Source organism: Streptomyces sp. NBC_00663, assembly GCF_036226885.1.
Lineage (GTDB): Bacteria > Actinomycetota > Actinomycetes > Streptomycetales > Streptomycetaceae > Streptomyces.
Genome location: NZ_CP109027.1, coordinates 3,993,362 through 4,017,539, shown reverse-complemented (window position 1 = coordinate 4,017,539; position 24,178 = coordinate 3,993,362). Strand labels below are relative to the sequence as shown.

General features: G+C 71.2%; 19 protein-coding genes and 1 riboswitch. Of the genes, 6 read left to right on the top strand and 13 right to left on the bottom strand.

Annotation, left to right across the window (positions count from 1 at the left end):
- Nucleotides 1–51: 51 nt before the first annotated feature.
- A complete protein-coding gene (gene recQ / locus OG866_RS18195) occupies nucleotides 52–2,049 on the top strand; it encodes a DNA helicase RecQ (RefSeq protein ID WP_329335957.1) in 1,998 nt (665 codons plus the stop codon).
- Nucleotides 2,050–2,157: 108 nt separating this feature from the next.
- On the opposite strand, the gene OG866_RS18190 is transcribed toward recQ, so the two are convergent.
- The 8 genes from OG866_RS18190 to fahA form a co-directional block, all read right to left on the bottom strand.
- Nucleotides 2,158–4,989, bottom strand: coding sequence for a fumarate reductase/succinate dehydrogenase flavoprotein subunit (locus tag OG866_RS18190; RefSeq protein WP_329335955.1), 2,832 nt, complete (start codon nucleotides 4,987–4,989; stop codon nucleotides 2,158–2,160).
- Nucleotides 4,990–5,000: 11 nt separating this feature from the next.
- On the bottom strand, nucleotides 5,001–5,801 hold the full coding sequence (locus tag OG866_RS18185) for an ABC transporter ATP-binding protein (protein ID WP_329335953.1): 801 nt from the start codon (nucleotides 5,799–5,801) through the stop codon (nucleotides 5,001–5,003).
- Nucleotides 5,785–6,678, bottom strand: a complete 894-nt coding sequence (locus OG866_RS18180) for an ABC transporter permease (RefSeq protein WP_329335951.1) — start codon at nucleotides 6,676–6,678, stop codon at nucleotides 5,785–5,787. The genes OG866_RS18185 and OG866_RS18180 overlap by 17 nt, the downstream gene beginning before the upstream one ends.
- Nucleotides 6,675–8,018, bottom strand: a complete 1,344-nt coding sequence (locus tag OG866_RS18175) for an ABC transporter substrate-binding protein (protein ID WP_329335949.1) — start codon at nucleotides 8,016–8,018, stop codon at nucleotides 6,675–6,677. Before OG866_RS18175 ends, OG866_RS18180 begins: the two co-directional genes overlap by 4 nt.
- 15 nt (nucleotides 8,019–8,033) lie before the next feature.
- On the bottom strand, nucleotides 8,034–8,261 hold the full coding sequence (locus OG866_RS18170; protein ID WP_030347217.1) for a 4Fe-4S dicluster domain-containing protein: 228 nt from the start codon (nucleotides 8,259–8,261) through the stop codon (nucleotides 8,034–8,036).
- A gap of 42 nt (nucleotides 8,262–8,303) precedes the next feature.
- The gene (locus OG866_RS18165; RefSeq protein WP_329335944.1) at nucleotides 8,304–9,092 is read right to left on the bottom strand and encodes a GntR family transcriptional regulator; all 789 of its coding nucleotides are present in this window, start codon (nucleotides 9,090–9,092) and stop codon (nucleotides 8,304–8,306) included.
- 125 nt (nucleotides 9,093–9,217) lie between these two features.
- A complete protein-coding gene (locus OG866_RS18160) occupies nucleotides 9,218–10,159 on the bottom strand; it encodes a M56 family metallopeptidase (RefSeq protein WP_329335942.1) in 942 nt (313 codons plus the stop codon).
- A 196-nt stretch (nucleotides 10,160–10,355) separates the two neighbouring features.
- Nucleotides 10,356–11,606, bottom strand: a complete 1,251-nt coding sequence (fahA, locus tag OG866_RS18155) for a fumarylacetoacetase (protein ID WP_329335940.1) — start codon at nucleotides 11,604–11,606, stop codon at nucleotides 10,356–10,358.
- A 242-nt stretch (nucleotides 11,607–11,848) separates the two neighbouring features.
- On the opposite strand from fahA, the gene OG866_RS18150 reads away from it, so the two are divergent.
- Together OG866_RS18150 and OG866_RS18145 are read left to right on the top strand one after the other, a co-directional pair.
- Nucleotides 11,849–13,087 (top strand): carboxylate--amine ligase, encoded by a 1,239-nt coding sequence (locus OG866_RS18150; RefSeq protein ID WP_329335939.1) that lies wholly within the window; start codon nucleotides 11,849–11,851, stop codon nucleotides 13,085–13,087.
- A gap of 75 nt (nucleotides 13,088–13,162) precedes the next feature.
- Entirely contained in the window at nucleotides 13,163–14,359 is a 1,197-nt protein-coding gene (locus tag OG866_RS18145) for an FAD-dependent oxidoreductase (RefSeq protein ID WP_329335937.1), read from the top strand.
- Here OG866_RS18145 and OG866_RS18140 read toward each other — a convergent pair.
- Together OG866_RS18140 and OG866_RS18135 are read right to left on the bottom strand one after the other, a co-directional pair.
- Entirely contained in the window at nucleotides 14,318–14,989 is a 672-nt protein-coding gene (locus OG866_RS18140) for a hypothetical protein (protein WP_329335935.1), read from the bottom strand. The genes OG866_RS18145 and OG866_RS18140 overlap by 42 nt on opposite strands.
- 67 nt (nucleotides 14,990–15,056) lie before the next feature.
- The gene (locus OG866_RS18135; protein WP_329335932.1) at nucleotides 15,057–16,202 is read right to left on the bottom strand and encodes a glycoside hydrolase family 53 protein; all 1,146 of its coding nucleotides are present in this window, start codon (nucleotides 16,200–16,202) and stop codon (nucleotides 15,057–15,059) included.
- A gap of 472 nt (nucleotides 16,203–16,674) precedes the next feature.
- Here OG866_RS18135 and OG866_RS18130 point away from each other — a divergent pair, with 472 nt between their 5' ends.
- Nucleotides 16,675–17,487 (top strand): HAD family hydrolase, encoded by an 813-nt coding sequence (locus OG866_RS18130; protein ID WP_329335930.1) that lies wholly within the window; start codon nucleotides 16,675–16,677, stop codon nucleotides 17,485–17,487.
- On the opposite strand, the gene OG866_RS18125 is transcribed toward OG866_RS18130, so the two are convergent.
- The 3 genes from OG866_RS18125 to OG866_RS18115 form a co-directional block, all read right to left on the bottom strand.
- Nucleotides 17,484–17,930, bottom strand: coding sequence for a transglycosylase SLT domain-containing protein (locus tag OG866_RS18125; RefSeq protein ID WP_329335928.1), 447 nt, complete (start codon nucleotides 17,928–17,930; stop codon nucleotides 17,484–17,486). The two genes, OG866_RS18130 and OG866_RS18125, sit on opposite strands and share 4 nt — an antisense overlap.
- A 3-nt stretch (nucleotides 17,931–17,933) precedes the next feature.
- Nucleotides 17,934–18,115: riboswitch (cyclic di-AMP (ydaO/yuaA leader) on the bottom strand.
- A gap of 206 nt (nucleotides 18,116–18,321) precedes the next feature.
- Nucleotides 18,322–20,316 carry a CocE/NonD family hydrolase gene (locus OG866_RS18120; RefSeq protein WP_329344173.1) on the bottom strand — a complete coding sequence of 665 codons (1,995 nt, stop codon included), beginning with the start codon at nucleotides 20,314–20,316 and terminating at the stop codon, nucleotides 18,322–18,324.
- 16 nt (nucleotides 20,317–20,332) lie between these two features.
- Entirely contained in the window at nucleotides 20,333–21,835 is a 1,503-nt protein-coding gene (locus tag OG866_RS18115; protein ID WP_329335926.1) for a peptide MFS transporter, read from the bottom strand.
- A gap of 207 nt (nucleotides 21,836–22,042) precedes the next feature.
- Here OG866_RS18115 and OG866_RS18110 point away from each other — a divergent pair, with 207 nt between their 5' ends.
- Together OG866_RS18110 and OG866_RS18105 are read left to right on the top strand one after the other, a co-directional pair.
- Complete coding sequence (locus OG866_RS18110) at nucleotides 22,043–23,053, top strand: polyprenyl synthetase family protein (RefSeq protein WP_329335924.1); 1,011 nt, start codon at nucleotides 22,043–22,045, stop codon at nucleotides 23,051–23,053.
- 193 nt (nucleotides 23,054–23,246) lie between these two features.
- Nucleotides 23,247–24,143, top strand: a complete 897-nt coding sequence (locus tag OG866_RS18105; RefSeq protein WP_329335922.1) for a CHRD domain-containing protein — start codon at nucleotides 23,247–23,249, stop codon at nucleotides 24,141–24,143.
- Nucleotides 24,144–24,178 lie beyond the last annotated feature (35 nt).

The window sequence follows — 24,178 nt, the reverse complement described above, 5'->3', positions numbered from 1 at the left end:
ACCCCTATCGTGGAGGCAGTCGTCGAGGGACGACGTACGGGGGACAGGGCTATGGGTGGGATGGGTGGGATCAGCGAGATGCCAGCGGTGACCGAGGTGGCAGGGCCAGCCGGACCGGCCGGGAGCGAGGCGCTGGCCGCGCTGCACCGGGTCTTCGGGTACGACGCCTTCCGTGGCGAGCAGGAAGCCGTCATCGATCATGTGGTCGCGGGCGGCGACGCCGTCGTGCTCATGCCGACCGGCGGCGGCAAGTCGCTGTGCTACCAGATCCCGTCCCTGGTCAGACCCGGTACGGGCATCGTCGTCTCCCCGCTCATCGCGCTGATGCAGGACCAGGTGGACGCGCTGCGGGCGCTCGGCGTGCGCGCCGGGTTCATGAACTCCACGCAGGACTTCGACCAGCGGCGGACGGTGGAGGCCGAGTTCCTCGCGGGCGAGTTGGACCTGCTCTATCTGGCGCCCGAGCGGCTGCGCCTCGACTCCACCCTCGACCTCCTCTCCCGCGGCAAGATCGCCGTCTTCGCGATCGACGAGGCGCACTGTGTGTCCCAATGGGGTCACGACTTCCGCCCCGACTACCTCGCCCTCTCCCTGCTCGGCGAGCGCTGGCCCGACGTCCCGCGCATCGCGCTGACGGCCACGGCCACGCACGCGACGCACCAGGAGATCACCCAGCGGCTGCACATGCCGACGGCCCGGCACTTCGTGGCGAGCTTCGACCGGCCCAACATCCAGTACCGGATCGTGCCCAAGGCCGACCCCAAGAAGCAGCTGCTGAGCTTCCTGCGCCAGGAGCACGAGGGCGACGCGGGCATCGTCTACTGCCTGTCGCGCAAGTCGGTCGAGTCCACGGCCGAGTTCCTCTCCAAGAACGGCATCGAGGCGGTCCCGTACCACGCGGGTCTGGACGCGGGCACGCGCGCGGCGCACCAGTCCCGGTTCCTGCGGGAGGAGGGCCTGGTCGTCGTCGCGACCATCGCCTTCGGCATGGGCATCGACAAGCCGGACGTCCGCTTCGTCGCCCACCTCGACCTGCCGAAGTCGGTCGAGGGCTACTACCAGGAGACCGGCCGGGCGGGACGCGACGGCCTGCCGTCGACGGCCTGGATGGCCTACGGCCTCAACGACGTCATACAGCAGCGCAAGATGATCCAGTCGAGCGAGGGCGACGAGGCGTTCCGCCGCCGGGCCGCCGCCCACCTGGACTCGATGCTGGCGCTGTGCGAGACCGCCCAGTGCCGGCGCGGGCAGCTGCTGAACTACTTCGGCCAGGACCCGGACCCGGCGGGCTGCGGCAACTGCGACACCTGCCTCACCCCGCCCGAGACCTGGGACGGCACCGTCGCGGCCCAGAAGGTGCTGTCGACCATCGTGCGGCTCCAGCGCGAGCGGGGGCAGAAGTTCGGCGCGGTGCAGATCGTCGACATCCTGCTGGGCCGACGCACCGGCAAGGTCATCCAGTTCGACCACGACCAGCTGTCCGTCTTCGGTATCGGCGAGGATCTGACCGAGGGCGAATGGCGCGGTGTCGTACGGCAGTTGCTGGCACAGGGGCTGCTCGCGGTCGAGGGGGAGTACGGCACGCTGGTGCTGACCGAGGCCAGCGGGGCGGTGCTCAGACGGGAGCGGGAGGTGCCGCTGCGCAAGGAGCCGAAGAAGCCTACGGTCGCGAAGGCGTCGGGCTCCTCGTCCTCCGGCAGGGGCAAGTCCAAGGCCGCCGCGGTCGAGCTGCCCGAGGCGTTGCTCCCGGCCTTCGAGGCGCTGCGTGCCTGGCGCGCGGAACAGGCCAAGGAGCAGGGTGTTCCGGCGTACGTGATCTTCCATGACGCCACGCTCCGGGAGATCGTGACGGCGTGGCCGACGTCGGTGGCACAGCTCGGTGAGATCGGCGGCGTCGGCGAGAAGAAGCTGGCGACGTACGGGGAGGGCGTGCTGGCTGTGCTGACGGCACTGGGGGAGCCGTCGACGGGGGCCGCGAACACCGACGACCGGGCGGCGCCGGAAGCGGACGACTGGCCCGAGACGGAGGAGGAGCCCGACTGGACGTAGCCGCGGCCTCGCAGCCCATGTCCTCGGATCCCATGTCCTCGGAACCCGCGTCCTCGGAACCAGCGTCCTCGGAACCAGCGTTCCCGGATCCCGCATCCCCGGCACCCGTCACAGCGCTCGTGCCGCGTACGCCCTGACGTCGGCGTCCGGGTCGGTCGTCGCCGTGGCCAGGGCGGCGTGGGCGGCCTCGGTGGGGGCGTGCCGGGTCAGGGCCAGGACCGCCGACTTGCGTACGTCGGCGTTCGGGTCGGCGAGCGCCTTGGCCAGGGCGGGGACGGCGGTGTCGGCCTCCGCTCCGGAGAGGGCGGTCGCCGCCCCGGACCGCACCTGCCAGGTGGCGTCGGCCAAGGCGGCCACCGCGCGCTCGGCCAGTGGCCCCGGGCATCCGGTGGTGCCCAGGGCGGCGTAGGCGGCGCCGCGCACCAGGGCGTCGGCGTCCGTCGTGAGTGCGGACAGGGCGGGCAGGACGGCATCGGGGCGCCCCGCGGACACCGTGGCCAGGGCCTTGGCGAAGGTGACGCGGACCTCGCGGGACGGGTCGGACGTCGCCGCGTGGACCAGCTCCTCGGCGGCGTCGACCGAGACGAGGGCGCGCACTGCCTCGATGCGGACGGCGATGTCGTCGTCCGTCAGGGCGCCCGTGAACAACGCGGTGTCGCCCAGCCGCAGGGCCCGCAGCACGTCGAGGGCGGCGGCCCGCACGACCGGGTCGCGTTCCCGGAGCGCGGCGGCGAGGCCCTCGCGCAGGGCGGGTTCGGGCGGGAGCGTCTCGACCAGCTCGCGCAGCGAGGCCGCGGCGGCGGCACGGACCTCGGCGGCGGTGTCGCGGAGCGCGTCGGCCAGGGCGGGGCCGGTGCCCGGGGGCAGGGTCTCGGTGAGCACGGCGACGGCCTCGCGCCGGACCGTGGCCGCCGGATCGGCCAAATAGGGCCGCAGGGCGTCGAGTTCCGGCTCCTCCTCGGCGAGGGCCACCAGTTCCAGGAGCCGGGCGGCCGACTGCTCGGCGGTAGGACGGGGCACGATTCCGGGCCGGCTGTCGGGACTGTCGGAACTGCCGGAACCATCGGAACCCTCCGGGCCGCTGGCCTCGGCTCCCACCGCCACCGGGGTGCCGTCCTCGGCCCCCGCCACCGCCGGCGCCCGGTCGCGGGAGCCGGCTGTCGCCACCTCCTCCGGGTGCACCTCGCCGAGGTGTCGGGAGGGGCCGCCGGTCGGGGTGAACTCCTCGATCGGGACCAGATAGGGAGCCACGGGACGGGCCGTGAACTCCATCGCACCAGAGGGGGACTTGTGCAGATCGAGGTGGTGGAACCAGGAGGCGTCGTCACGCTGGGGGTGGTCGAGGCGGTCGTGGTAGAGGCCCCAGCGGGACTCCGTGCGGGCCAGCGAGGCGCGCGCGGCCATCTCCGCGCAGTCGCGGATGAAGGAGACCTCGGCGCAGCGCATCAGCTCGTGCGGGGTGCGGGCACCCATCGCGGCGATGTCGTCCCGCATCCGCTCGAAGGACTCCAGGGCGAGCGACAAGCGCGCCCCCGACTTCGGCGGGGCCACGTAGTCGTTCACGAAGCGGCGCAGCTTGTACTCGACCTGGGGCTGCGGCGGGCCGTCCGGGTTGCCCAGCGGGCGGTAGATGAGTTCGTGCGCCTCGCGGAGCTGGTCGGCGGGCAACTCCCCTTCGTACGCCGCGTACTGGGCCGCGTCCGCGCCCGCGAGGTCGCCGAAGACGAAGGCGCCGATCATGTAGTTGTGCGGGACGCAGGCCAGGTCGCCGGCGGCGTAGAGGCGGGGGACGGTGGTCCGGGCGTGGTCGTCGACCCGTACACCGGAGGCGGAGTGGCCGCCGCACAGGCCGATCTCGGAGATGTGCATCTCGATGTCGTGGGTGCGGTAGTCATGGCCCCGGCCCGCGTGGAAGGTCCCCCGGGTGGGCCGCTCCGTGGAGTGCAGGATCGACTCCAGGGCCGAGACCGACTCCTCGGGGAGATGGCTGAGCTTCAGGTAGACCGGGCCCCGGTCGGAGGCGACCTCCGCCGCGAACTCCGCCATCATCTGGCCGGACCAGTAGTCGGAGTCGACGAAGCGTTCGCCGTGCCGGTTGACCTGGTAGCCGCCGAAGGGGTTGGCGACGTAGGCGCAGGCGGGGCCGTTGTAGTCCTTGATCAGCGGGTTGATCTGGAAGCACTCGATGCCGGTGAGCTCGGCGCCCGCGTGGTAGGCCATGGCGTAGCCGTCGCCCGCGTTGGTGGGGTTCTCGTAGGTGCCGTAGAGGTAGCCGGAGGCGGGCAGGCCGAGGCGGCCGCAGGCGCCGGTGGCGAGGATGACCGCGCCCGCGCGGACCGTCACGAAGGCGCCCGTACGGGTGTTGAAACCGACCGCCCCCACGGCCCGCCCGTCGTCGAGAGCCGTCAGCACCCGCACCGGCATCACCCGGTTCTCGATGCGGATCCGCTCCCGCATCTCGCGCCGCCGCAACTGCCGGTACAGCACCTTCTTGACGTCCTTGCCCTCCGGCATCGGCAGCACATAGGAGCCGGAGCGATGGACCTGGCGGACCGCGTAGTCGCCGTGCTCGTCCTTCTCGAACTTCACGCCGTACGACTCCAGGCGCTGCACCATGCCGAAGCCGCGGGTGGCGGTCTGGCGGACGGTGGACTGGTCGACGATGCCGTCGTTGGCGCGGGTGATCTCGGCGACGTAGTCGTCGGGTTCGGCACGGCCCGGGATGACCGCGTTGTTGACGCCGTCCATGCCCATGGCGAGGGCGCCGGAGTGCCGGACGTGGGCCTTCTCCAGCAGGATCACGTCGGCGCCGTGCTCGGCGGCGGTGAGCGCGGCCATGGTGCCGGCGGTGCCGCCGCCGATGACGAGGACGTCGCAGGAGAGCTCTTCGGCGTCGGTGAGGGCGGGGATCGCCAGGGGGGTGTTCGCGGGGCTGGTCACCGAGGGGCCTTTCAGGAACCGAGGGAGGACAGGACGTCGCGCCGCAGCGCGAGCCGCGCCGGGTCGTCGCGCGCGGTGCGGTCGCGGGGACGCGGCACCTCGCGTACGGCGGTGAGGCGGCCGTTGCCGAGGAGGGCGACGCGGTCGCCGAGGAAGAGGGCCTCGTCGACGTCGTGGGTGACGAAGACGACGGTCGCGCCCGTGCCGTGCAGTACTTCCACGAGCAGGTCCTGCATGCCGGCGCGGGTCTGGGCGTCGAGGGCGCCGAACGGTTCGTCCATCAGCACCGCGCGTGGGCGGCCGGCCAGGGCCCGGGCCAGCTGGGCGCGTTGGCGCTGGCCTCCGGAGACGCGGTGCGGCAGCTGCCGGGACCGGTCGCCGATACCGACGCGGGCGAGCCAGTCCTCGGCCTGGCGTCTGCGCTCGGCGCGGGCCACCCCTTTGACGGCGAGGGGGAGTTCGACGTTCGCGCGCAGGGTGCGCCAAGGCAGCAGGGCGTCCTCCTGGAAGACCAGGGCGCGGTCCGCGGAGGGGCCCGTCAGCGGCCTGCCGTCCTGGTCGGCCTCGCCGTCGAGGGGTGCCAGCAGGCCGGCCAGCGTGCGCAGCAGCGTCGACTTTCCGCAGCCGGACGGGCCGACGACGGTGAGGATCTCACCGGGGGCGACGTCGAGATCGACGCCCGTGACGGCGGGAGCGCCGGGCCGGCCGAGGGTGGCGGCGCGGAGAGTGAGCCGGGTGCCGCGGGCGGGTGCGGCATCGGTGGCCCGGGGCGCCCTGGCAGCGGCTTCGGTGGTGTCAGACGAGGTGCTCATCGCGTGCCTCCTCGGTCTTCGGAGCGGGCGCGGCGGACTTGGGATCCCGCGCGGAGGGCACGGCGCGGACGTTCCTCGGCCGGTCTCCGGCCTCGTACGACGTCCGTGGCAGCCAGCGGGTCAGACGGCGGCCCAGCAGTTCCACGGCCGTGGAGGTGAGCCAGCCGAGGACGCCGATGGTGACCATGCCGACGAAGACGCCCGGGTAGTCGACGACGGTGTAGTCCTGCCAGGTGCGGTACCCGACGCCGTACTGGCCGGAGATCATCTCGGCGGAGATCACACAGATCCACGAGACGCCGATGCCGACCGACAGACCGCCGAAGATGCCGGGCAGCGCACCCGGCAGGACGACCGAGCCGAGGATCCGCCACCGGCCGCCGCCCATCGTCAGCACCGCTTCCTCCCACACGGGCGTCAGCGCACGGACCGCGTGCCGGGTGGAGACCAGGACGGGGAAGTAGGCGGCGGTGAAGGTGATGAAGACGATGCCCTGTTCGTTGGAGGGGAACAGGAGGATCGCGACGGGGACGAGGGCGATGGCCGGGATCGGGCGGACGACCTCCAGTACCGGCCCGAGCAGGTCCTCGGCGAGGCGGGAGCGCGCCACGAGCACGCCCGTCGCCACACCGAGCACCGCCGCGAGGAGGAAGCCGCTGAGGATACGGGTGAGGCTGTCGGTGAGGTCGGTCCAGTAGTCGGGCCCGGACAGCCGGTCGGCGAAGGCGTGGGCCACGTCGGTGACCGTGGGGAACTGCGAGAAGCGCAGCCACAGATCGATGTCGAGGCTGGTCAGCGCCTGCCACACGCCGAGGGCGACCACCAGCGCGGCCACCCGCAGGGCGTACCGGCCGGCGATGGGCAGGGGCCGGCTCACGACGCCCGCTCCAGTGCGTCGGCGTACGTCACCACGCGGGCGCCGCCGTGCTCGGCGACGTACGCCTTCGCGGTCGCCGGTGCGACGAAGGGCAGCAGCTCGTCGCCGTCGGCCACCCAGACCGCCTTGTCGGCGAACCAGAGGGTGCCGGTGGTGGCGTCGGGGACGTAGGCCGCGCGGATGCCGTCCTGGTGGGCCGAGACGTACGCCAGGAGTTCGGCCGGCGTCTTGAAGGTGCGGGTCGCGGAGACGCCCTTCGGCCAGACCTCGCTCGCGGCGGCCGGCGGGGAGGCGGTGAGCTGCTTGGCGTACGACGTGCCGAGGGCCTTCTTGGCGTACTGGTCGTCGACGAAGGCGTCCACGTCGATGTCGCCGGTCAGTTTGGCCGACTTCAGGATCGAGACGTCGTCCTTGAGCGCGGAGACCAGTTGGGGCTTGATCGCGGGGTCGAAGGTGGAGATGCCGTGGGCGCCGTTGTAGAGGTAGACGACCTCGGCGGGCAGGCCGGTGGCCTTCGCGACCTTTTCGGCGGCGTCGACGGGGTGGTCGTTCAGATAGTCCGTGGCCTCGGCCTGGGCCTTGAGGAAGGCCTCCAGGACGGTCGGGCGGTGCTGTGCGAACTCCTCGCGGGCGGTGACGCCGTGGAAGGTGGGGAGGTTCAGCTCGGCGCCGTCGTAGAGGGCCTTGGCCTTGCCCTGGAAGGTGAGCAGGCCGGGCCAGGCGACGAACTGGGAGAGCGCGTCCGCGCTGCCCGCCGACAGGGCCGAAGCGCCCACCGCGGGCTGCTGGTTGAGCTTCTCGACGTCCTTGTCCGGGTCGAGGCCGGCCCGCTGGAGGGCCCGTACGAGGGTGCCGTCGGCGGCGGAGCCGACGCTGGTGGAGACCTTCTTGCCGCGCAGGTCCGTCAGCGTGGACAGCTTCGAGTCGGGCGGGGTGACGATCGTGTTGAGGCCGCCGCGGAGGTTGTAGCCGGTGACGGAGACCAGGTGGGTCGGCTTGCCGAGCTGCTTGCCGCGGGCCGCGTTGATGAGGAGCGGGAAGTCGCCCATCGAGCCGATGTCGATCTTCCCTGCGGTCATCTGGGCGGTGATCGGGGCGCCGGTCGCGTAGTCCTGCCAGTCGACCTTGTAGGTGGTGCCGTCGCCGAGTGCGTTGAGCTCCTTCTCGAAGTAGCCGAGCGAGCGGAGCAGGGTGCCGGCGGTGACGGTGTTGATGGTCCTGGACTGGTAGCCGACGGTCACGGTGACCGTGGATCCGTCGCCCGCCTCGGCGCTGCCGCCGCAGGCCGTCAGGGGCGCCAGCAGCAGGAGGGCGGCTGCCGCGACTGCGTGGTTCTTCATGGGGGTCGGGACCTCTCAGCGGAGCAGATAGGGCATGTTGACCGTGACGGCTCCGGTGGGACAGCGGGCCGCGCACGGGCCGCAGTACCAGCACTCGTCGACGTGCATGTAGGCCTTGCCGCTGCTCTCGTCGATGGCGAGGGAGTCCAGCGGGCACATGTCGACGCAGAGCGTGCAGCCGTCGATGCACTTCGACTCGTCGATGGTCACGGGCACGTCGGCCCGCTGGGGCGCCAAGGGCATGGCTGTCTCCAGGAAGGTCCAGCTCGGAAGGGAGGGGGTGGGTCACAGGGACCGGTGCAGCAGGCCGCTCATCGTGATGCGGTCGCCGCGGAAGCGGATGAACTCCAGGTCGACGGGGCGGCCGTCGGCGAGGTGGGTGAGGCGTTCCAGCATCAGGACGGCGGCTCCGCGCGGGGCTTCGAGTACGGCGGCGGAGTGGGCGTCCGCGTTGACCGCCTCCAGGGTGATCTCGGCGTGGCCGAGGCCCTGGCCGGTGATCGACTCCAGGAGCCGGAAGACGTCGGTGTTCTCCAGGTCGGCGCCGAGCAGGGCGGTGCCGATGTCGAGCGGGATGTAGGTGAGGTCGAGGGAGAGGGGGAGGCCGTTGAGCCGGCGGAGGCGTTCGATGTAGAGGACATCGGTGCCGGGCGGGACATGGAGGCGCTCGGCGACCGGGTGCGGTGCCGGGGCGGGGCCCATCGTGCGGACCTCGTTGGTGACGGTGCCGTGTTCGCGCAGGGTTTCCGCGAGGCCCATCAGACGGTCGAGGCCGTGCGGGTACTTCCGGGCGACGACCACGGTGCCGACGCCGGGGAGGCGGTCGACGAGACCTTCGGCGCGGAGCAGGTCCAGGGCTTGGCGGACCGTGTTGCGGGAGGCGCCGTAGTCGGTGGCGAGGGTCGTCTCGTGGGGGAGGGTGCCGTCCTCGAAGCCGCCGGAGAGGAGCTGGTGACGCAGGAGATCGGCGAGCTGGCGTGCCTGGTCCGCGCGCAGCCGACGCCGCGCGCGGTGGGCGGCGACGGTGGTCGCGCCCTGGCCGGCGTGGTCGCGGACGCGGTCGGAAGGGGGCATGGCGGGAACCATACCGAGGGGGTAGGGAATGAGGTGTTGCAGGAGTGTTGCGCCACTACGGGCGTTGCTGGGACAGCCGTTGACCTGCGGTTTCAGGGGTGCGCGGGGGAGATCTGCCACCCCGCCTACGCCAACGCGCTCAACCCCGGTCCAAAAACGATCAGCAGCGGCAGCAGCGGCACCAGACCCGCCACCGTGGCGGTCACCGCGCGGTGCCTGCGTCCCAGCCGGGGCCGCGGCTCCAGCAGCCGGTCCACTCGCTCGCCCAGCAGCCGGTGGCTGGACGCGCAGGACAGCACGCCCCGGTGCTGGTTCAGCTCGATCAGGGCCAGCGCGGTGGTCAGATGGCCGCAGCGCCGGGACGCGGTGTCGTCGGCGGCGAGCTCCACCAGGCGGTGGGTCTGCTCGCAGAAGTGGGCGAACAGCGGGACCCGGGAGAAGCCGGTCGCCAGGGCCGTCGACAGGTGCAGCAGCCAGTCGTGGTGGGCGCGGGCGTGGTCGCGCTCATGGGTGAGGACGGCGTCCAGCTGTACGTCGGTGAGGCGGTGCAGCGCTCCGGTCGTCACCACCAGTTGCGGCGGGTTGCCCGGCATCCACCAGGCGTCGGGGTACTCGTCCTCCAGCACCAGGAGCGGGCCGCGCGCGGCCTTCTCCAGCCCGCCGGGCAGTTCGGGGGCGCGCTCGCGCAGGTGCGCCCTCGTCCGGCCCCGCCGCCGGCGGGCCTCGACCAGTTCGCGGGCCAGCATCGCCGTCGTCCAGGCGGCGCCGCAGGCCAGCAGCAGGGTGAGGACGGTGGCCCAGGCCGGAGCGGCGGAGAGGTCGTACGCCGCGGTCACGGCCGGGGGCGCGGGGGCGAAGACATGGTCGCGGACCGTGTGGAAGACGGCGGCGGCGCCCAGGACCAGGGCGGTGAGATTGCACATCAGCACGGTGGCGACCAGGCACTGCCACACCCACAGCGCGACCACGGGTTCCCGCTCGGGCCAGTCGGCCCGGGTCAGCGCACGCGGCGCCGGCACGGCGGCCGTCAGGGCGACGGCGCTCAGCAGGAGCAGGCAGACAGTCATGCCACGGGCTCCGGATCCTGGTCGACGGAAGGGGCGGCGAGGGGGTGCGCGGCGGGGGTGCGGGTCGTGCGGGGTCCCGCGCACACCGTCCGCCGCCGTCAGTATGACGGCGCCGGGCGGCACATGGCAGACCTCGACGGCAGCGCCGCCCGCCACCTCAACTCATCCTCGACTCCGCCGGTTCCCGAGCGGCACGTCAGAGACCCGCGGACAGCCCACCCGGGCTCGCGCCCGACCCCACGACCCGTCCCACGACCTCGCCGAGGCCGACCGGTACCCCGTCCGGTCCAGGGGCCCATGCCGACAGGGTCACCACGTCGCCGTCCTCCAGGAACGTCCGCTTGCCGTCGGGGAGTTCGAGGGTGTCGCGGCCGTTCCAGGTCAGCTCCAGCAGGGAGCCGCGTTCCTGTTCGGTGGGGCCGCTCACCGTCCCGGAGCCGTACAGGTCACCGGTTCGCAGCGAGGCACCGTTGACCGTCATATGGGCCAGTTGCTGGGCGGCCGTCCAGTACATGGAGGAGAAGGGAGGCTCGGAGACGACATGGCCGTTGACGGCGACGGAGATACGGAGGTCGTAGCCGGCGGGCTCCGCGTCGGGGACGGTGTCGTCGAGGTACGGCAGCAGTTCGTGCGTCCTCTGCGGTGGGGCCACCCGGGCCTCCTCCAGCGCGTCGAGCGGGGTGATCCACGCCGACACGGACGTGGCGAAGGACTTGCCGAGGAACGGGCCGAGGGGGACGTACTCCCAGGCCTGGATGTCGCGGGCCGACCAGTCGTTGAGCAGACAGAGGCCGAAGACGTGGTCCCGGAAGTCGGCCAGGGCCACGGGGGAGCCCATGGGCGACGGTGCCCCGACCACGAAGCCGACCTCCGCCTCGATGTCCAGGCGGACGGAGGGGCCGAAGACCGGGGCCGGGTCGGTGGGGGCCTTGCGCTGGCCGGAGGGGCGTACGACCTCGGTGCCCGAGACGACGACCGTGCCCGAGCGGCCGTGGTAACCGATGGGGAGGTGCTTCCAGTTGGGGGTGAGGGAGTCCGCGGCGTCGGGACGGAAGATCTGGCCGACGTTCCGGGCGTGGTTCTCGGAGGCGTAGAAGTCGACGTAGTCGGCGACCTCGAAGGGGAGGTGCAGAGTCACGGACGACAGGGGGTGGAGGAACTCCGCGACGGTGGCCTGGTGGGCCGGGACCGTCACCCAGGCCGTCAGCGCGCGCCGGACGTCCGACCAGGTGGTGCGGCCCGCGGCGAGCAACGCGTTCAGCGAGGGCCGGGCGAGGAGGGGGGCGTAGGGGGAGCCGAGGGCCAGGGCCGCCGCGCCGGCGTCGAGGACGTGGTCGCCGAGGCGGACGCCGACGGTGCGGTCGGTGGCGCCGGGCCGGGAGAAGACGCCGTAGGGGAGGTTGTGCGGGCCGAAGGGGTCGCCCTCGGGGAGATCGAAGGGGGGCATGGGGTGCTGCCTCACTCTCCAACGCTTGGTAGGTGATGTCACCGCGTACGCATGTGGTCGCGCCACACGTTACGGCCGAGTTGCCTGTCCCGGCAGTGCCTAAAGAGTTAGCAATGTCCTGATAAGCATCGGTCGGAGGCGGCAATTCCGGCTTAGCTTCCTTTGGGGACAACGGGCGGGGTGGGGCCGTTCCGTGGACGGGACACGTGGGGGGACCCGTGGCCAGGAGTGCTGACGTTCGTGTGCCGTTCGAGCCCGACCGAGAAGTACCGGGTTTGATCGTGAAGTTCGGCGACTATCCGCTGCATCACGGCGGGGTCGGCGCGATCCGCAGTCTGGGCCGTCTCGGCGTCCCGATGTATGCGATCACGGAGGACCGTTACACGCCCGCCGCGGCTTCCCGCTATCTCCGGAAGGCGTTCGTCTGGCCGACGACCGGGACGGAGGAGCCGGGCCGGCTCGTCGAGGGACTGCTCAGGATCGGCCGCAGGATCGGCCGCCCCACCGTCCTGGTGCCGACCGACGAGGAGGCCGCGGTGCTGATCGCCGAGCACCGGATCGAACTCGGCGCCCGTTTCCTCGTCCCGCCCGTCGAGCGCGGCCTGCCCCGCCACCTCGCCAGCAAGCAGGGGCTGCACGAACTCTGCGTGGAACACGGCATACCCAGCCCGACGGCCGCCTTCCCGCAGTCGTACGACGACATCGTCGCCTTCGCCGACAAAGCCCGCTTCCCGGTGGTGGCGAAGAACCGCGAGGCGTTCGTGCGCCGCACCCGCCCGGCCGTGAACGGCACGACCCGGATCGCCACCCGGGAGGGGCTGCTCGCCCTCGCCCGTGACTGGGGCGAGCAGCCCGCGGTGATCCTCCAGGAGTACCTGCCCCGGGAGGAGGCCGAGGACTGGATCGTGCACGCCTACTTCGACGCGGACTCCACCCCGCTCGCGATGTTCACCGGCGTGAAGGTCCGCTCCTGGCCGCCGCACGCCGGAATGACGGCGAACGCGTATGTCGTCGACAATCCGGAACTCGCGGACCTGGCCGCGCGTTTCATCAAACAGATCGGCTTCACCGGAATCATCGACCTCGACCTGCGCTTCGACCGGCGCGACGGGCTGTACAAGCTCCTCGACTTCAACCCCCGTGTGGGAGCCCAGTTCCGGCTCTTCGAGAACGAGTCGGGGGTGGACGTCGTCCGCGCCATGCATCTGGATCTGACCGGCCGCTCCGTTCCGGAGGGGGAACAGCGGGCCGGGCACCGGTACATCGTGGAGAACATCGATCTGCCCGCCCTCCTCGCCTACCGCCGCAGCGGCTATACGACACCGCACGCGCCGGCCCGGGCGAGCGGGACCGAGCTGGCCTGGCTCGCGGGTGACGACCCGCTGCCGTTCCTCACGATGCTCGCGCGCTTCGTACGACCGGGCGCGAAACACCTGTATCAGCTGTGGCGGACCAACCACCGTGGCGCCGCCACCCATTGACGCGTCGAGGAAACGCGCGACAACAGCACACGCACCACCGCGAAGTGACGAAGTGATGTCCTGGGGAGGGACTTCGTGATCCGACCAGTCGCAGTCATCGGCGCCGGGCCCTTCGGGCTGTCGACCGCCGCACATCTCAGGGCCCGCGGCATCCCCGTCCGCGTCTTCGGCGAACCCATGGTGAGCTGGCGCGACCACATGCCCGCGGGCATGCTCCTCAAGTCCACCCCGGTGGCCTCCAACCTGGACGCACCGCAGCCGGGCCACACCCTGGCCGACTACTGCGACGCGGCGGGCATACCGCGGCTGGTGACCGACGAGGACATCATCCCCGTCGAGACCTTCATCGCATACGGCGACTGGTTCCAGCAGAAGCTGGTGCCCGAGCTGGAGCGGGTGCGGGTCGTCTCCGTCGACCGGGACAAGAACCACGGCTTCGAACTGAAGCTGGACTCCGGCGAATTGTTCAGCGCCCGCGCGGTCGTCGTGGCCACGGGACTCTCGGGCCTCGCGCACCTGCCCCCCGAGCTCACGCTCGCCGACGGCCCCGCCCCGACGGCCCCCGTCTCCCACAGCTCCCAGCACCATGACCTCAGCCGCTTCTCCGGCCGCGACCTGATCGTCGTCGGGGCAGGTCAGTCCGCGTTGGAGACGGCCGCCCTTGCGGCGGAGGCCGGCGCCCGGGTCAGGGTCGTGGCGCGCGGGCGGGGCAGCGTCGCCTTCGGCGCACCTCCCTGGCAGCAGCCCCGGCTGCGCCCGGAGTCGCCGTTCGGCCGCGCCTGGTCCCTGTGGGCGCTCAGCTACTACCCCCACCCCTACCGCCACCTCCCGGCCCAGGCCCGCCACTACCTGGTCCGCCGGGTCCTCGGCCCGCTCGGCGCCTGGTGGCTGCGTGACCGCTTCGAGGGCAAGGTGCGGGTCAGCGAGGTCCGCCGTGTCCTCAAGGCCGACATCGCCGACGGCCACCCGTCCCTGTCCGTCCTCACCCTCACCGGCCACACCGAGCGCCTTGCCGCCGACCACGTCATAGCCGCGACCGGCTATCGCGTCGACCTCGCCGCGATGGACTTCCTCGGCCATGAACTCCGCACCCGGCTGGCGGTCAGCCGGGGTGCGCCCAGGCTCGGCGCCGGCTATGTCTCCTCGGTGCCCGGCCTGTACTTCACGGGGCTCCCTTCGGCGTCGTCGTACGGGCCGGTGATGCGGTTCGTGTGCGGCACGGAGTTCGCCTCACCGAGGCTGGCGAGGCATCTGGCGGCGGCCCACGGGTAGCACCGGTCCGGCGATCAGATCTCCCCGGCCGCCCGCTGCCACGCCATGAACTCCTCGACCAGCTCCGGCGGATTGGCGTACTCCGTCGCGTGCGCCTCCCAGCCGGGGCACTCCATGTCGAAGACCACGACGGGCAGCGGGCGGCCGAAGATCTTCTCGATCACGCCGTCGGCGTGGAGGTGGCGGGCGAGGTCGATGACGGCGTCGTAGAAAGTGCAGACGGAGGAGGTCGGTCCTGGCGCTGAGGTCGTCGTCGTCCAGCACCCGGTCGAGGTCGAACTCACCGTCGTACCAGACACCGAGCTGCTTGACCTCCTCCACATACACCCGGCTGCCCACCGGGTCCTCGGGGATGTTGCCGAGCATCTCGAAGCCGTCGAGGAGCCAGTAGGCGTAATTCCAGCGGACCTCGCCCTCGCCACCCGGGTACTTCTCCCGCTCGTACTGGCTCTCGGTGTTGTAGCCGATGGCCACGTACGGGTGGCGGTCGTCGGCGTCGACGCGCCAGATGCGGAAGGAGAGGGCGTACATCTCGGGCTTGAGCCGCTCGGGGAAGCGTTCGAGGACGCCGGCGGCTGCCGCCCGCAGATGGTCCAGAAAGGTCTCCGGTCGATCCGTTGGATCCGTCACCCCGCGAGGATCTCACCCACGTCGAAGACCCCTGACGACGACTACGACCGGTACCGGCCCAGCGTCCTCAGCCCCGGTATCGGCCGAGTGTCCTCAGCCCCGGCAGTGCCCGGTCCTCGAAGTCGAACAGGGCGAGGTTCTCCCACGCGTTGCCGGACGCCGGGTCCTCCGGATTCCAGCCGCTGCCGGAGCGGTAGGTCCAGGCGCCTTCCCAGTAGCAGTGGCCGAGGCCCTGACCGCCCGGGACGGCGGCCATGAGGTCGGCCACCGCGCGCAGCCACGCGGCCTGGCCCTCGGGGGTGGCGGGGAAGCCCGGGGTGAGCTGCGCGGGGCTGTTGAGGATGTCGTTGACGTCGTCCTCGCTGCTCAGCGTGAACGGGTACGCGGTCTCGGCGATGACCACCGGCTTGCCGTAACGGGCGGTGATGTCCGCGAAGTTGGCGGCGGCCGCGTCCAGCCCGCCGTGCCAGAAGGGGTAATACGACTGGGCGATGATGTCGAAGTCGAGCCCGTCGGCGACCGCGTTGTCGAACCACCAGCGAGACGTGCCGTTGTCACCGCCCGCGGCGATGTGCAGCATCGTGCGCACCCGGGGCTGGGTGTCCCGGGCGGCGCTCAGCCCGGCCTTCAGCAGCAGGAGGAGATTGCCCCAACCCCCGCCGTCACTGCCCCAGTTCTTGCCCTCGGGCCACAGCATGCCGCCGTTGATCTCATTGCCGACCTGGACGAACGCGGCCGGGGTGCCCTGGCGCCGCAGCGCGCCCAGTACATCGGCCGTGTGGTCGTACACCGCACGGGACAGGCCCGTCACGTCCAGGCCCGCCCACGCCGCCGGCTTGGTCTGGTGCGCCGGGTCGGCCCAGGTGTCCGAGTAGTGGAAGTCGACCCAGATGCCGATGCCGGCCCGCCTCAGCCGGCGGGCGAGGGGGAGGATGTGCGCCTTGGTGTTGTAGCCGTCGACCGGGTCGACCCACACCTTCAGCCGGGCGTGGCTGATCCCCGAGCGGGCGAGCAGCCGGACCGGGTCCTCGCGGTGGCCGTCGGCGGTGCGGTACACGGCGCCGTGGTCCTCGTTCTTGGGCAGCGAGGAGATGTCCATGGCCCGGATCTCCAGGCGGCGCCCGCCTGTTGATGCCGCAGCCGGCACCGCGCCCAGCACGGGGACGGCCAGCGCGGCGGCTCCCGCAGCGGTGAGCACACTGCGTCTACGCATGTCAGAGTCCTTTCACAGCACAAGAACAGAGGTGTCAGCGCGGCTCGCGGAACACCTCGACCGCACCTGCCGGTACGGCGGCCCGGCCGCCGTCGGGTCCGGCGGGTCGCCACCACCCCGAGCGTCGTGCGGCATGGGTGGGCCCCCGGGGATCGGCAAGAGAATGCCCCGGTGTCTGTGAGCGTGCACATATTTCGGAGTGGGGCGACACCCGCGAGCAACAAGTAGGTAACCCGACACACTCTCCATTGACAAGGGGTGAAACGCTTCTGTTCTGTGCACGCTCACAGAGTCATGCCGACCGCGCCCCGGACTCGCCGGAACCGCGGCCGGCCCTTCGAGGACCCAACTCCCATGTCGTGCTGCGGGATTCGACGTGAGCGCCAACCGGAGCGGACGTCAACGGATGTGAAAGGTGCGGCCGTCCGGTTCGCGTCGAGTCGGCGGGGGATTCCATCCGTATTCTCTGATCATGGCCGCACCCACCGCATATTCACTCGTCGCCACTGACCTGGACGGAACCCTGCTCCGGGGCGACGACACGCTCTCCGACCGCTCGCTCGCCGCTCTCGCGCGCGTGGCGGCGGCCGGGGCCCGGCATCTGGTGGTGACCGGCCGGCCGGCCCCGAGAGTGCGGCCGCTCCTCGACGACCTCGGCAGCACCGGGCTCGCGGTGTGCGGGCAGGGTGCGCAGGTCTACGACGCGGGCGCGGACCGTCTGCTGTGGTCGGTCACCCTGGACCGGGAGTTGGCCGAGACCGCGCTCGGCAAGATCGAAGCAGAGGTCGGCCAGGTCTACGCGGCCGTCGACCAGGACGGTGTGGACGGCCTCACGCTCATCGAGCCCGGGTATCTGATGCCGCACCCGACCCTGCCCGCCGTGCGGGTGGGCCGCCGCGACGACCTGTGGTGCGAGCCGATCAGCAAGGTGCTGCTGCGCCACCCCGCCCTGTCCGACGACGAGTTGGCGGCGACCGCGCGCGGAGTCGTCGGTTCCCTCGCGACGGTGACGATGTCCGGCCCCGGCACCGTCGAACTCCAGCCATGCGGCATCACCAAGGCGACGGGCCTCGCACTGGCCGCCGAGTACCTCGGCCTCGGCCCGCGGGACACCCTCGCCTTCGGCGACATGCCCAACGACATCCCCATGTTCGACTGGGCGGCCCACGGCGTCGCGATGGCCAACGCCCACCCCGAACTCAAGGCCGTGGCAGACGAGGTGACCCTGTCGAACGAGGACGACGGCGTCGCCGTCGTCCTCGAAAGACTCTTCAGCGGCTCTTAGTACGCGCCGTACACGTTGTCGATCGAGCCGTACACCGCGGCCGCGTAGTTGCAGGCCGCGGTGATGTTCGCGACCGGGTCGTAGGAGTTCCACGAGGTGCCGGCCACGTGGTACGCGTTGAAGGTCGGGTCGATCACCTGGAGCAGGCCCTTGGAGGGCGTGCCCGCGATCGCGTTGGAGTCCCAGTTGTTGATGGCGTACGGGTTGCCCGAGGACTCACGGATGACGTTGCGGTAGATGCCGTCGTAGGAGCCGGGGATCCCGTTCTGGGCCATGACCTGGAGCGAGGCGCGGATCCAGCCGTCGAGGCTGTCGGAGTAGCCGAGCGAGGTGGCGGTGACCGTGGTCGTGGTGGCCGCGGACGCGGTGGTCGCGCCGACGACGGGGAAGGCGAGCGCGGCGATGGCGGCACCGGTGACGGCGAGCTTGCGGGACAGACGCATGACGAAGTTCCTCTCCGTCGCCTGCGAGGTGAGCTGTCGGGTTCGGGCGGGAGCTGCCCGGCCATGCCGAAGAAGGCATGACTTCACCCCAAGCCGTACCGGTATGTCCGAAGACGCCCGGTCCGGCGACTTACCTGGGTCCCCCGCTCCTGCCGTGAAGTTCTCTGTGTGAGCGATCTACGGGTGGCGGCAGGATTCGGCGTCCACCCGGGCCGGGAACGTATGCGACTGCACATGTCCGAAACAAGTACCGGATTCACAGATGGCACCTGTTGACCTTGGTGCGTGGATTGTGAGGCCCGGAATTCCGGGGTTTTCGGACAGGGTGAAGTGAGCCAACTCACCGTCAAGCGCAAGAGTGGCAAATCGGGCAATGCGGCCCAACTCGCAGTTAACCGGCCGTTCGTGGAATCCGCTTCTCCCAGGTCCGGTGGAAGACCACCTCGCCACCCTCCGTGCAGATCACCTCGTTGGAGGTCAGGAACACAGCCGACTCACAGGTGATCTCCGAGCGGGTCCGGACGGTCGTGTCCCAGCCCAGCTCCGGCCGGTGCAGCCGGATCGACCAGTCCGAGCGGGCGCGGGCCGACAGGGGGTCGGTCTCGTTGACCGAGTACGTCTCCAACGCGTCCTCGGTGAACTCCAGCCCGTCGGGGTAGACGCGGGTGCCGCCGTAGCGGGGGTCGACCTCGAGTCGCCACTCGCCCGTGGCGACGTCCCGGACGACGAGCCGCTCGGGGCGGGGTTCGTCGAGAGTGGCCGGGTGGTTCACGCCCAGTGGTTCCGACTGCTCGGGCTCCCCGAATGCGATGTCGCCGTCCAACTCCCGCGAACGCACCGGCAGTTCCAGGAAGCTGCCCGCCGGGTCCAGCGTGAACCCGGCCTCCGACTCGGGCTGCGGCCAGATCCAGGGCCAGTACGCGGAGGAGACCGCGAGCCGGATGCGATGGCCCGGCGGGAAGACATGCCCGATGCCGTTCAGGTCGAAGACGACCTCCCCGGTCGCCCCCGGCTCCCACGGCACCGCCCGGTCCCGCCCGTGCCGTGCCGACAGGTTCAGCACGCCCCGGGTGACCAGCGTCGACGCACCGTCCGGCGCCACATCGCACAACCGTGCGATCACCTGCCCGCGCGGCACCTCGCACGTCACCCGCAACCGCACCCGGGGCCGCCCCAGCACCCAGGTCTCCTCGCCCACCGCGAACTCGAAACAGGCCGAGCGGGCGTCCTCCTCCCGCTGGTCGGGCGGCAGGTCGGCGTCGTTCCCGAACGGGAAGAAGCGCCCGGCGTCCACCCCCGTGTGCTGCGGGGAGCGGACGAGGACGGGGGCGCCCTGGAGGCCGTACGAGATGGTCGTGACGTGCGGGGAGGGCCAGGCCGGCTCGCCGACCCAGCGGCCGGGGAGGGTGTCGTACACCGTGGCGGGGCGGTGGGAGTCGCTGACGTAGGCCCGCAGGAGGGGTTCGCGCATGACGCCGGTGTCGACGCCCTTCAGGTGCTGGTCCCACCAGCGCAGGGTCTCCTGGAGAAAGCCGATCGCCGGGCCCGGCGGCAGCCCGCGGTCCGGGTACTGGTGGGACCAGGGGCCGATGAGCCCGCGTACCCGGTCCGGCGGCAGCTGCTCGACGAGCCTCAGCACCGTGTCGCGGTACGGGTCGTGCCAGCCGCCCACCGCCAGGACCGCCGCGTCGATCGCGCCGTAGTCCTCGCAGACGCTGCCGTGCCGCCAGTAGGCGTCGCGGGTCTGGTGGTTCAGCCAGGTGTGGATGAACGGGTCGACATGCTCCAGGCGTTCGAGCCACAGGTCCCGCCAGGCCGGGCCCGCGTACTGCGGGTCGGGCGGCCGGGAGACGAAGGCCAGCATGGTGGCGGCCCAGGCGTGCATGTCGACGGCGAGGACGGAACCTCCCATGTAGTGCACGTCGTTGTCATAGCGGTCGTCCGTGGAGCAGACCGTGACGACCGCCTTGAGCGGCTCGGGCGCGAGGGCCGCGATCTGGAGGGAGTTGAAACCGCCCCAGGAGATGCCGAACATGCCCACCCGGCCGTCGCACCAGGGCTGCGCCGCCAGCCAGTTGACCACCTCGACCCCGTCGGCCAGCTCGGTCGCCGAGTACTCGTCCGTCGGCAGCCCCTCGCTGTTGCCGTGCCCACGGACGTCGACGCGCACGGAGGCGTAGCCGTGGCCCGCGTACCAGGGGTGGCGCTGGAAGTCGCGGGGCGCGGTCCAGTCGGTCAGCCGGTACGGCAGGTATTCGAGCAGAGCGGGTACCGGTTCTTCGGTGAGCGGCCGCCACACGCGCGCGTACAACAGCGTCCCGTCCGGGAGCGGGATGCGGAGATCCTCGTGGGCCGTCTCGTAGGGGAAGGACGTACGGATGTGCAGGCTCATCGCTGTGACCTCAGTGGACGGGGTGCATGGTGCGGCGCAGCCACGGCGCGGCGGCCATCACCGCGAGACCCGCGACCACCGCGATCGCGCCGTTGACGCCGAAGTAGGCCGGGTGGGAGACATCGTCGTAGAGCTTCACCGTCTGGGCCTGGATGCCGTTGGCGAGGGCGAGGGAGAGGAACCAGAGGGACATGGTCTGGCTGGAGAAGGCGGCCGGGGCCAGCTTGGTGGTGGCGGACATGCCGGAGGTCTCCAGGAGGATGTCGCCGAGGCCCAGGAGCAGGTAGGAGCCGACGATCCACCAGACGGACATCAGGTAGTCGTCGCTGCCGTGCCCGCTCGTCGGCACGACCATGAGCAGGAACGAGAGACCGCCGAGTACGACGCCGATGGCGATCTTGTTGGAGGCGTGCGGCTGGCTGCGGCCCATCCGTACCCACAGCGCGGCCACGAAGGGCGCGAGCCCGACCTCGAAGGCGCCCAGCGCGGAGGCGTACCAGCTGGCCGGGAAGTCGAAGCCGAGGATCGTCGTCTCGGCGTTCGTCGAGGCCAGCAGCATCATCGTGGAGTAGGCCTGGAAGAGGATGAAGTTGAAGACCGTCGAGGCGAGGAAGAGCACGATGTAGGGCCTGAGCCGGCCGCGTTCCTCCGGAGTGACCCGGGGGCTGGTGAACATCACCGTGAAGTAGACGACCGGCGCGATCACCGAGATCAGCGTGAGCAGGTCGACGAACCGGTCCATGGTCAGCCAGCCGGCCAGGGCGAGCGCGGTGGCGACCAGGCCCACGGCCACGACGCCGACGACGATCAGCCGCACCGCCCGCCGCATCGCGTCCCGAGCGAGCGCGAACTCGGCGGCGTGCTTGCGCCCGGCCAGGTGACGGCGCCCGGCGACGTACTGAACGAGCCCGAAGGTCATGCCGATCGCGGCGGCCGAGAAACCCCAGTGCCAGCCCTTGTGGTCGCCCAGCCAGCCGGTGATCAGGGGGCCCGCGAAGGCGCCGATGTTGATCGCCATGTAGTAGAGGGCGAAACCGGCGTCACGCCGCTCGTCGTCGGTCCGGTAGAGCTTGCCGACCATGGTGGCCACGTTGGGCTTGAGCAGCCCGGTGCCGGCGCTGATCAGCCCGAGGCCCACCCAGGTCATGGCCGAGGTCGGCACGGCCATGGAGTAGTGCCCGCAGGCGATCAGGATGCCGCCCCACAGCACCGCGCGGTACGAGCCGAGCATGCGGTCGGCGAGCCAGCCGCCGGCGACGGAGACGAGGTAGACGAGGGTGCCGTAGGCCGCGGAGACGGAGGCGGCGGTTCCGGCCGACATGCCCATGCCCTCGTTCGCCACCGAGTCGGCGAAGTACAGGACGAGGATGGCCTGCATGCCCAGGAACGAGAAGCGCTCCCAGACCTCCAGACCGGAGAGGGTGAGCAGGCCTTTCGGCTGGCCGAAGAAGGCGGTGTCGTCCTCGGGGGGTGGCTGACTTCCGGGCTCTACATCGACACTGGTTCGAGACACACTCCACTACTTCCGTTTAACTCGATAGATATCCGTTCTTTTCAGGTGATCAGAAACATACCGGCCGTGATCCGATACCGCCCGCGCTGCACGGGTGGGGGGCGACGGTGATCGAAAGGTGACCGGATACGCTGACTTGAGTGAAGGCAGCGACCTATCGACAAACCGCGTAAGCGCCAGTAGACACCAGCAGACAGGAGACCCCTCGTGACCGTCGTCGGGCCGTTCGGGCTGAGCGTGCGGGACCAGGCTCTCGAAGCCGATGTCCAGGCCGGATTGGCTGCTGTCGAGGAGGGTTTGCTCGAAGCCACCAAGAGCGAGGTCCCCTTCATCACGGAGGCCGCACAGCATCTCGTCCGCGCGGGCGGCAAGCGCTTCCGGCCGCTTCTTGTGATGCTCACTGCTCGGTTCGGCGACCCGTACGCCCCCGGCGTGGTGCCGTCGGCGGTGGTCGTCGAGCTGACCCATCTGGCGACGCTGTACCACGACGACGTGATGGACGAGGCGACGGTGCGGCGCGGTGTCGACGCCGCGAACACCCGCTGGGGCAACTCCGTCGCCGTCCTCACGGGTGACTTCCTGTTCGCCCGCGCCTCACAGATCCTCGCCGACCTCGGCCCCGAGGCGGTCCGGATCCAGGCCGAGGCGTTCGAACGCCTGGTGACCGGACAGATCCTGGAGACCGCCGGACCGGTCGACGGCCGGGACCCGGTCGAGCACTACCTGGATGTGCTGGGCGGCAAGACCGGTTCGCTGATCGCGGTGGCGTGCCGGTTCGGTTCGATGATGTCGGGCGCCGACGAGTCGGTGGTCGATGTGCTGACGCAGTACGGGGAGCGGCTCGGCGTCGCCTTCCAGCTCGCGGACGACGTGCTCGACATCGCGTCCGACTCCCACGAGTCGGGGAAGACGCCCGGGACGGATCTCCGCGAGGGCATTCCGACGCTGCCGGTGCTGCGGTTGCGCGAGCGGGCGGCGCGGCTGGGGCTGGCGGAGGACGCGGCGCTGTGCGAGCTGCTGGACTCCGATCTGACCGATGACGCGCGGCTTGCGGAGGCGTTGGGGGCGCTGCGGACGCATCCCGCGCTGGAGCAGGCTCGGCGGGACACGGTTCGCTACGCGGAGGATGCGCGGGCCGCGCTGGCTCCGTTGCCGGAGTGCGATGCGAAGGCTGCGCTGACCGAGCTCTGTGACGCCGTGGTGCATCGGGCGGGGTAAGTCTCGGGGCTTGCTGTTTTGGTGCCGGGTGCGGGTCCGTTGTGGCTGGTCGCGCAGTTTCCCGCACCCCCGGGCGGCATCAATGTGATGCCGCTCACATATTTGGGCTGAGTCCAGGCTGGGATCTGTCCCGTATGTCTCCACGGAAGTCGGCGCAGGGGGTGCCGGCTCCGGGAAACGGGGAGACACGTTCATGCGTAAGAGGCTGATCGTCAGCGCTGTCGCCGTGGCTGCCGTGGCTGCCGTGGCTGTGCCCACTTCGGCCTCGGCCGTCGGGAACACCACCGAGACCGCGACCGTCCTCGCCACGAGTCTGCGCGGGGCCAACGAGGTGCCCGCCGGGGACGCGGACGGGGCCGCGCTGGAGTTCGTCGAGGTGCAGGGCGACCAGGTCTCCGTCGCCGTGAAGTGGCGCGGGCTCGACCGGCCGACCGCCCTGCACATCCACCAGGGCGCCAAGGGGGCCAACGGTGACGTCAAGGTCGACTTCGGCAAGGTGCTCGGGAAGGCCAGGGGGCACAGCGTCACCGGCACGGTGACGGTGAAGGACGCGGCGCTGCTCGACGCGCTGAAGTCCGACCCGGGTTCGTTCTACGCCAATCTGCACACCAAGCAGTTCCCCGGTGGAGCCGTGCGGGGGCAGCTGCACCAGGTCACCGTCGCCGGCTTCGACTTCCGTGACGCGCTGAAGAACGTCCAGGCGTCCGTGGTGAAGGGCGAGCAGATCTACGAGTGCAAGGCGGCCACGGGCGGCGGGTACGCCTTCGCCCAGCGGGACGTCAGCGCCGTGCTCGGCGGCCGTATCGCACACTCGTTCGTGGCCCCCAACTCCGGTACCCCGCAGTGGGTCGCGCCCGACGGCAGCGCGGTCACCGGCGCCGTCCTGTCCCGGACCCCGAACGGCGACGGCAACATCCCGGAGCTGGACCTGAAGGCCACTCAGTCCGGCAAGCAGCGCGGTCTGCTGGCCCGTACGACCGAGATCCTGCGGCTCAACACCGTCGGCGGAGTCGCTCCGGCCGGTGCCTGCACACCGGGGGAGATCGTCGGAGTGCCGTACCGCGCGGACTACGTGTTCCTGCGCGGCTGACCAGCGTGTCCGGAGCGGCGTCCTCCGTGCGACCC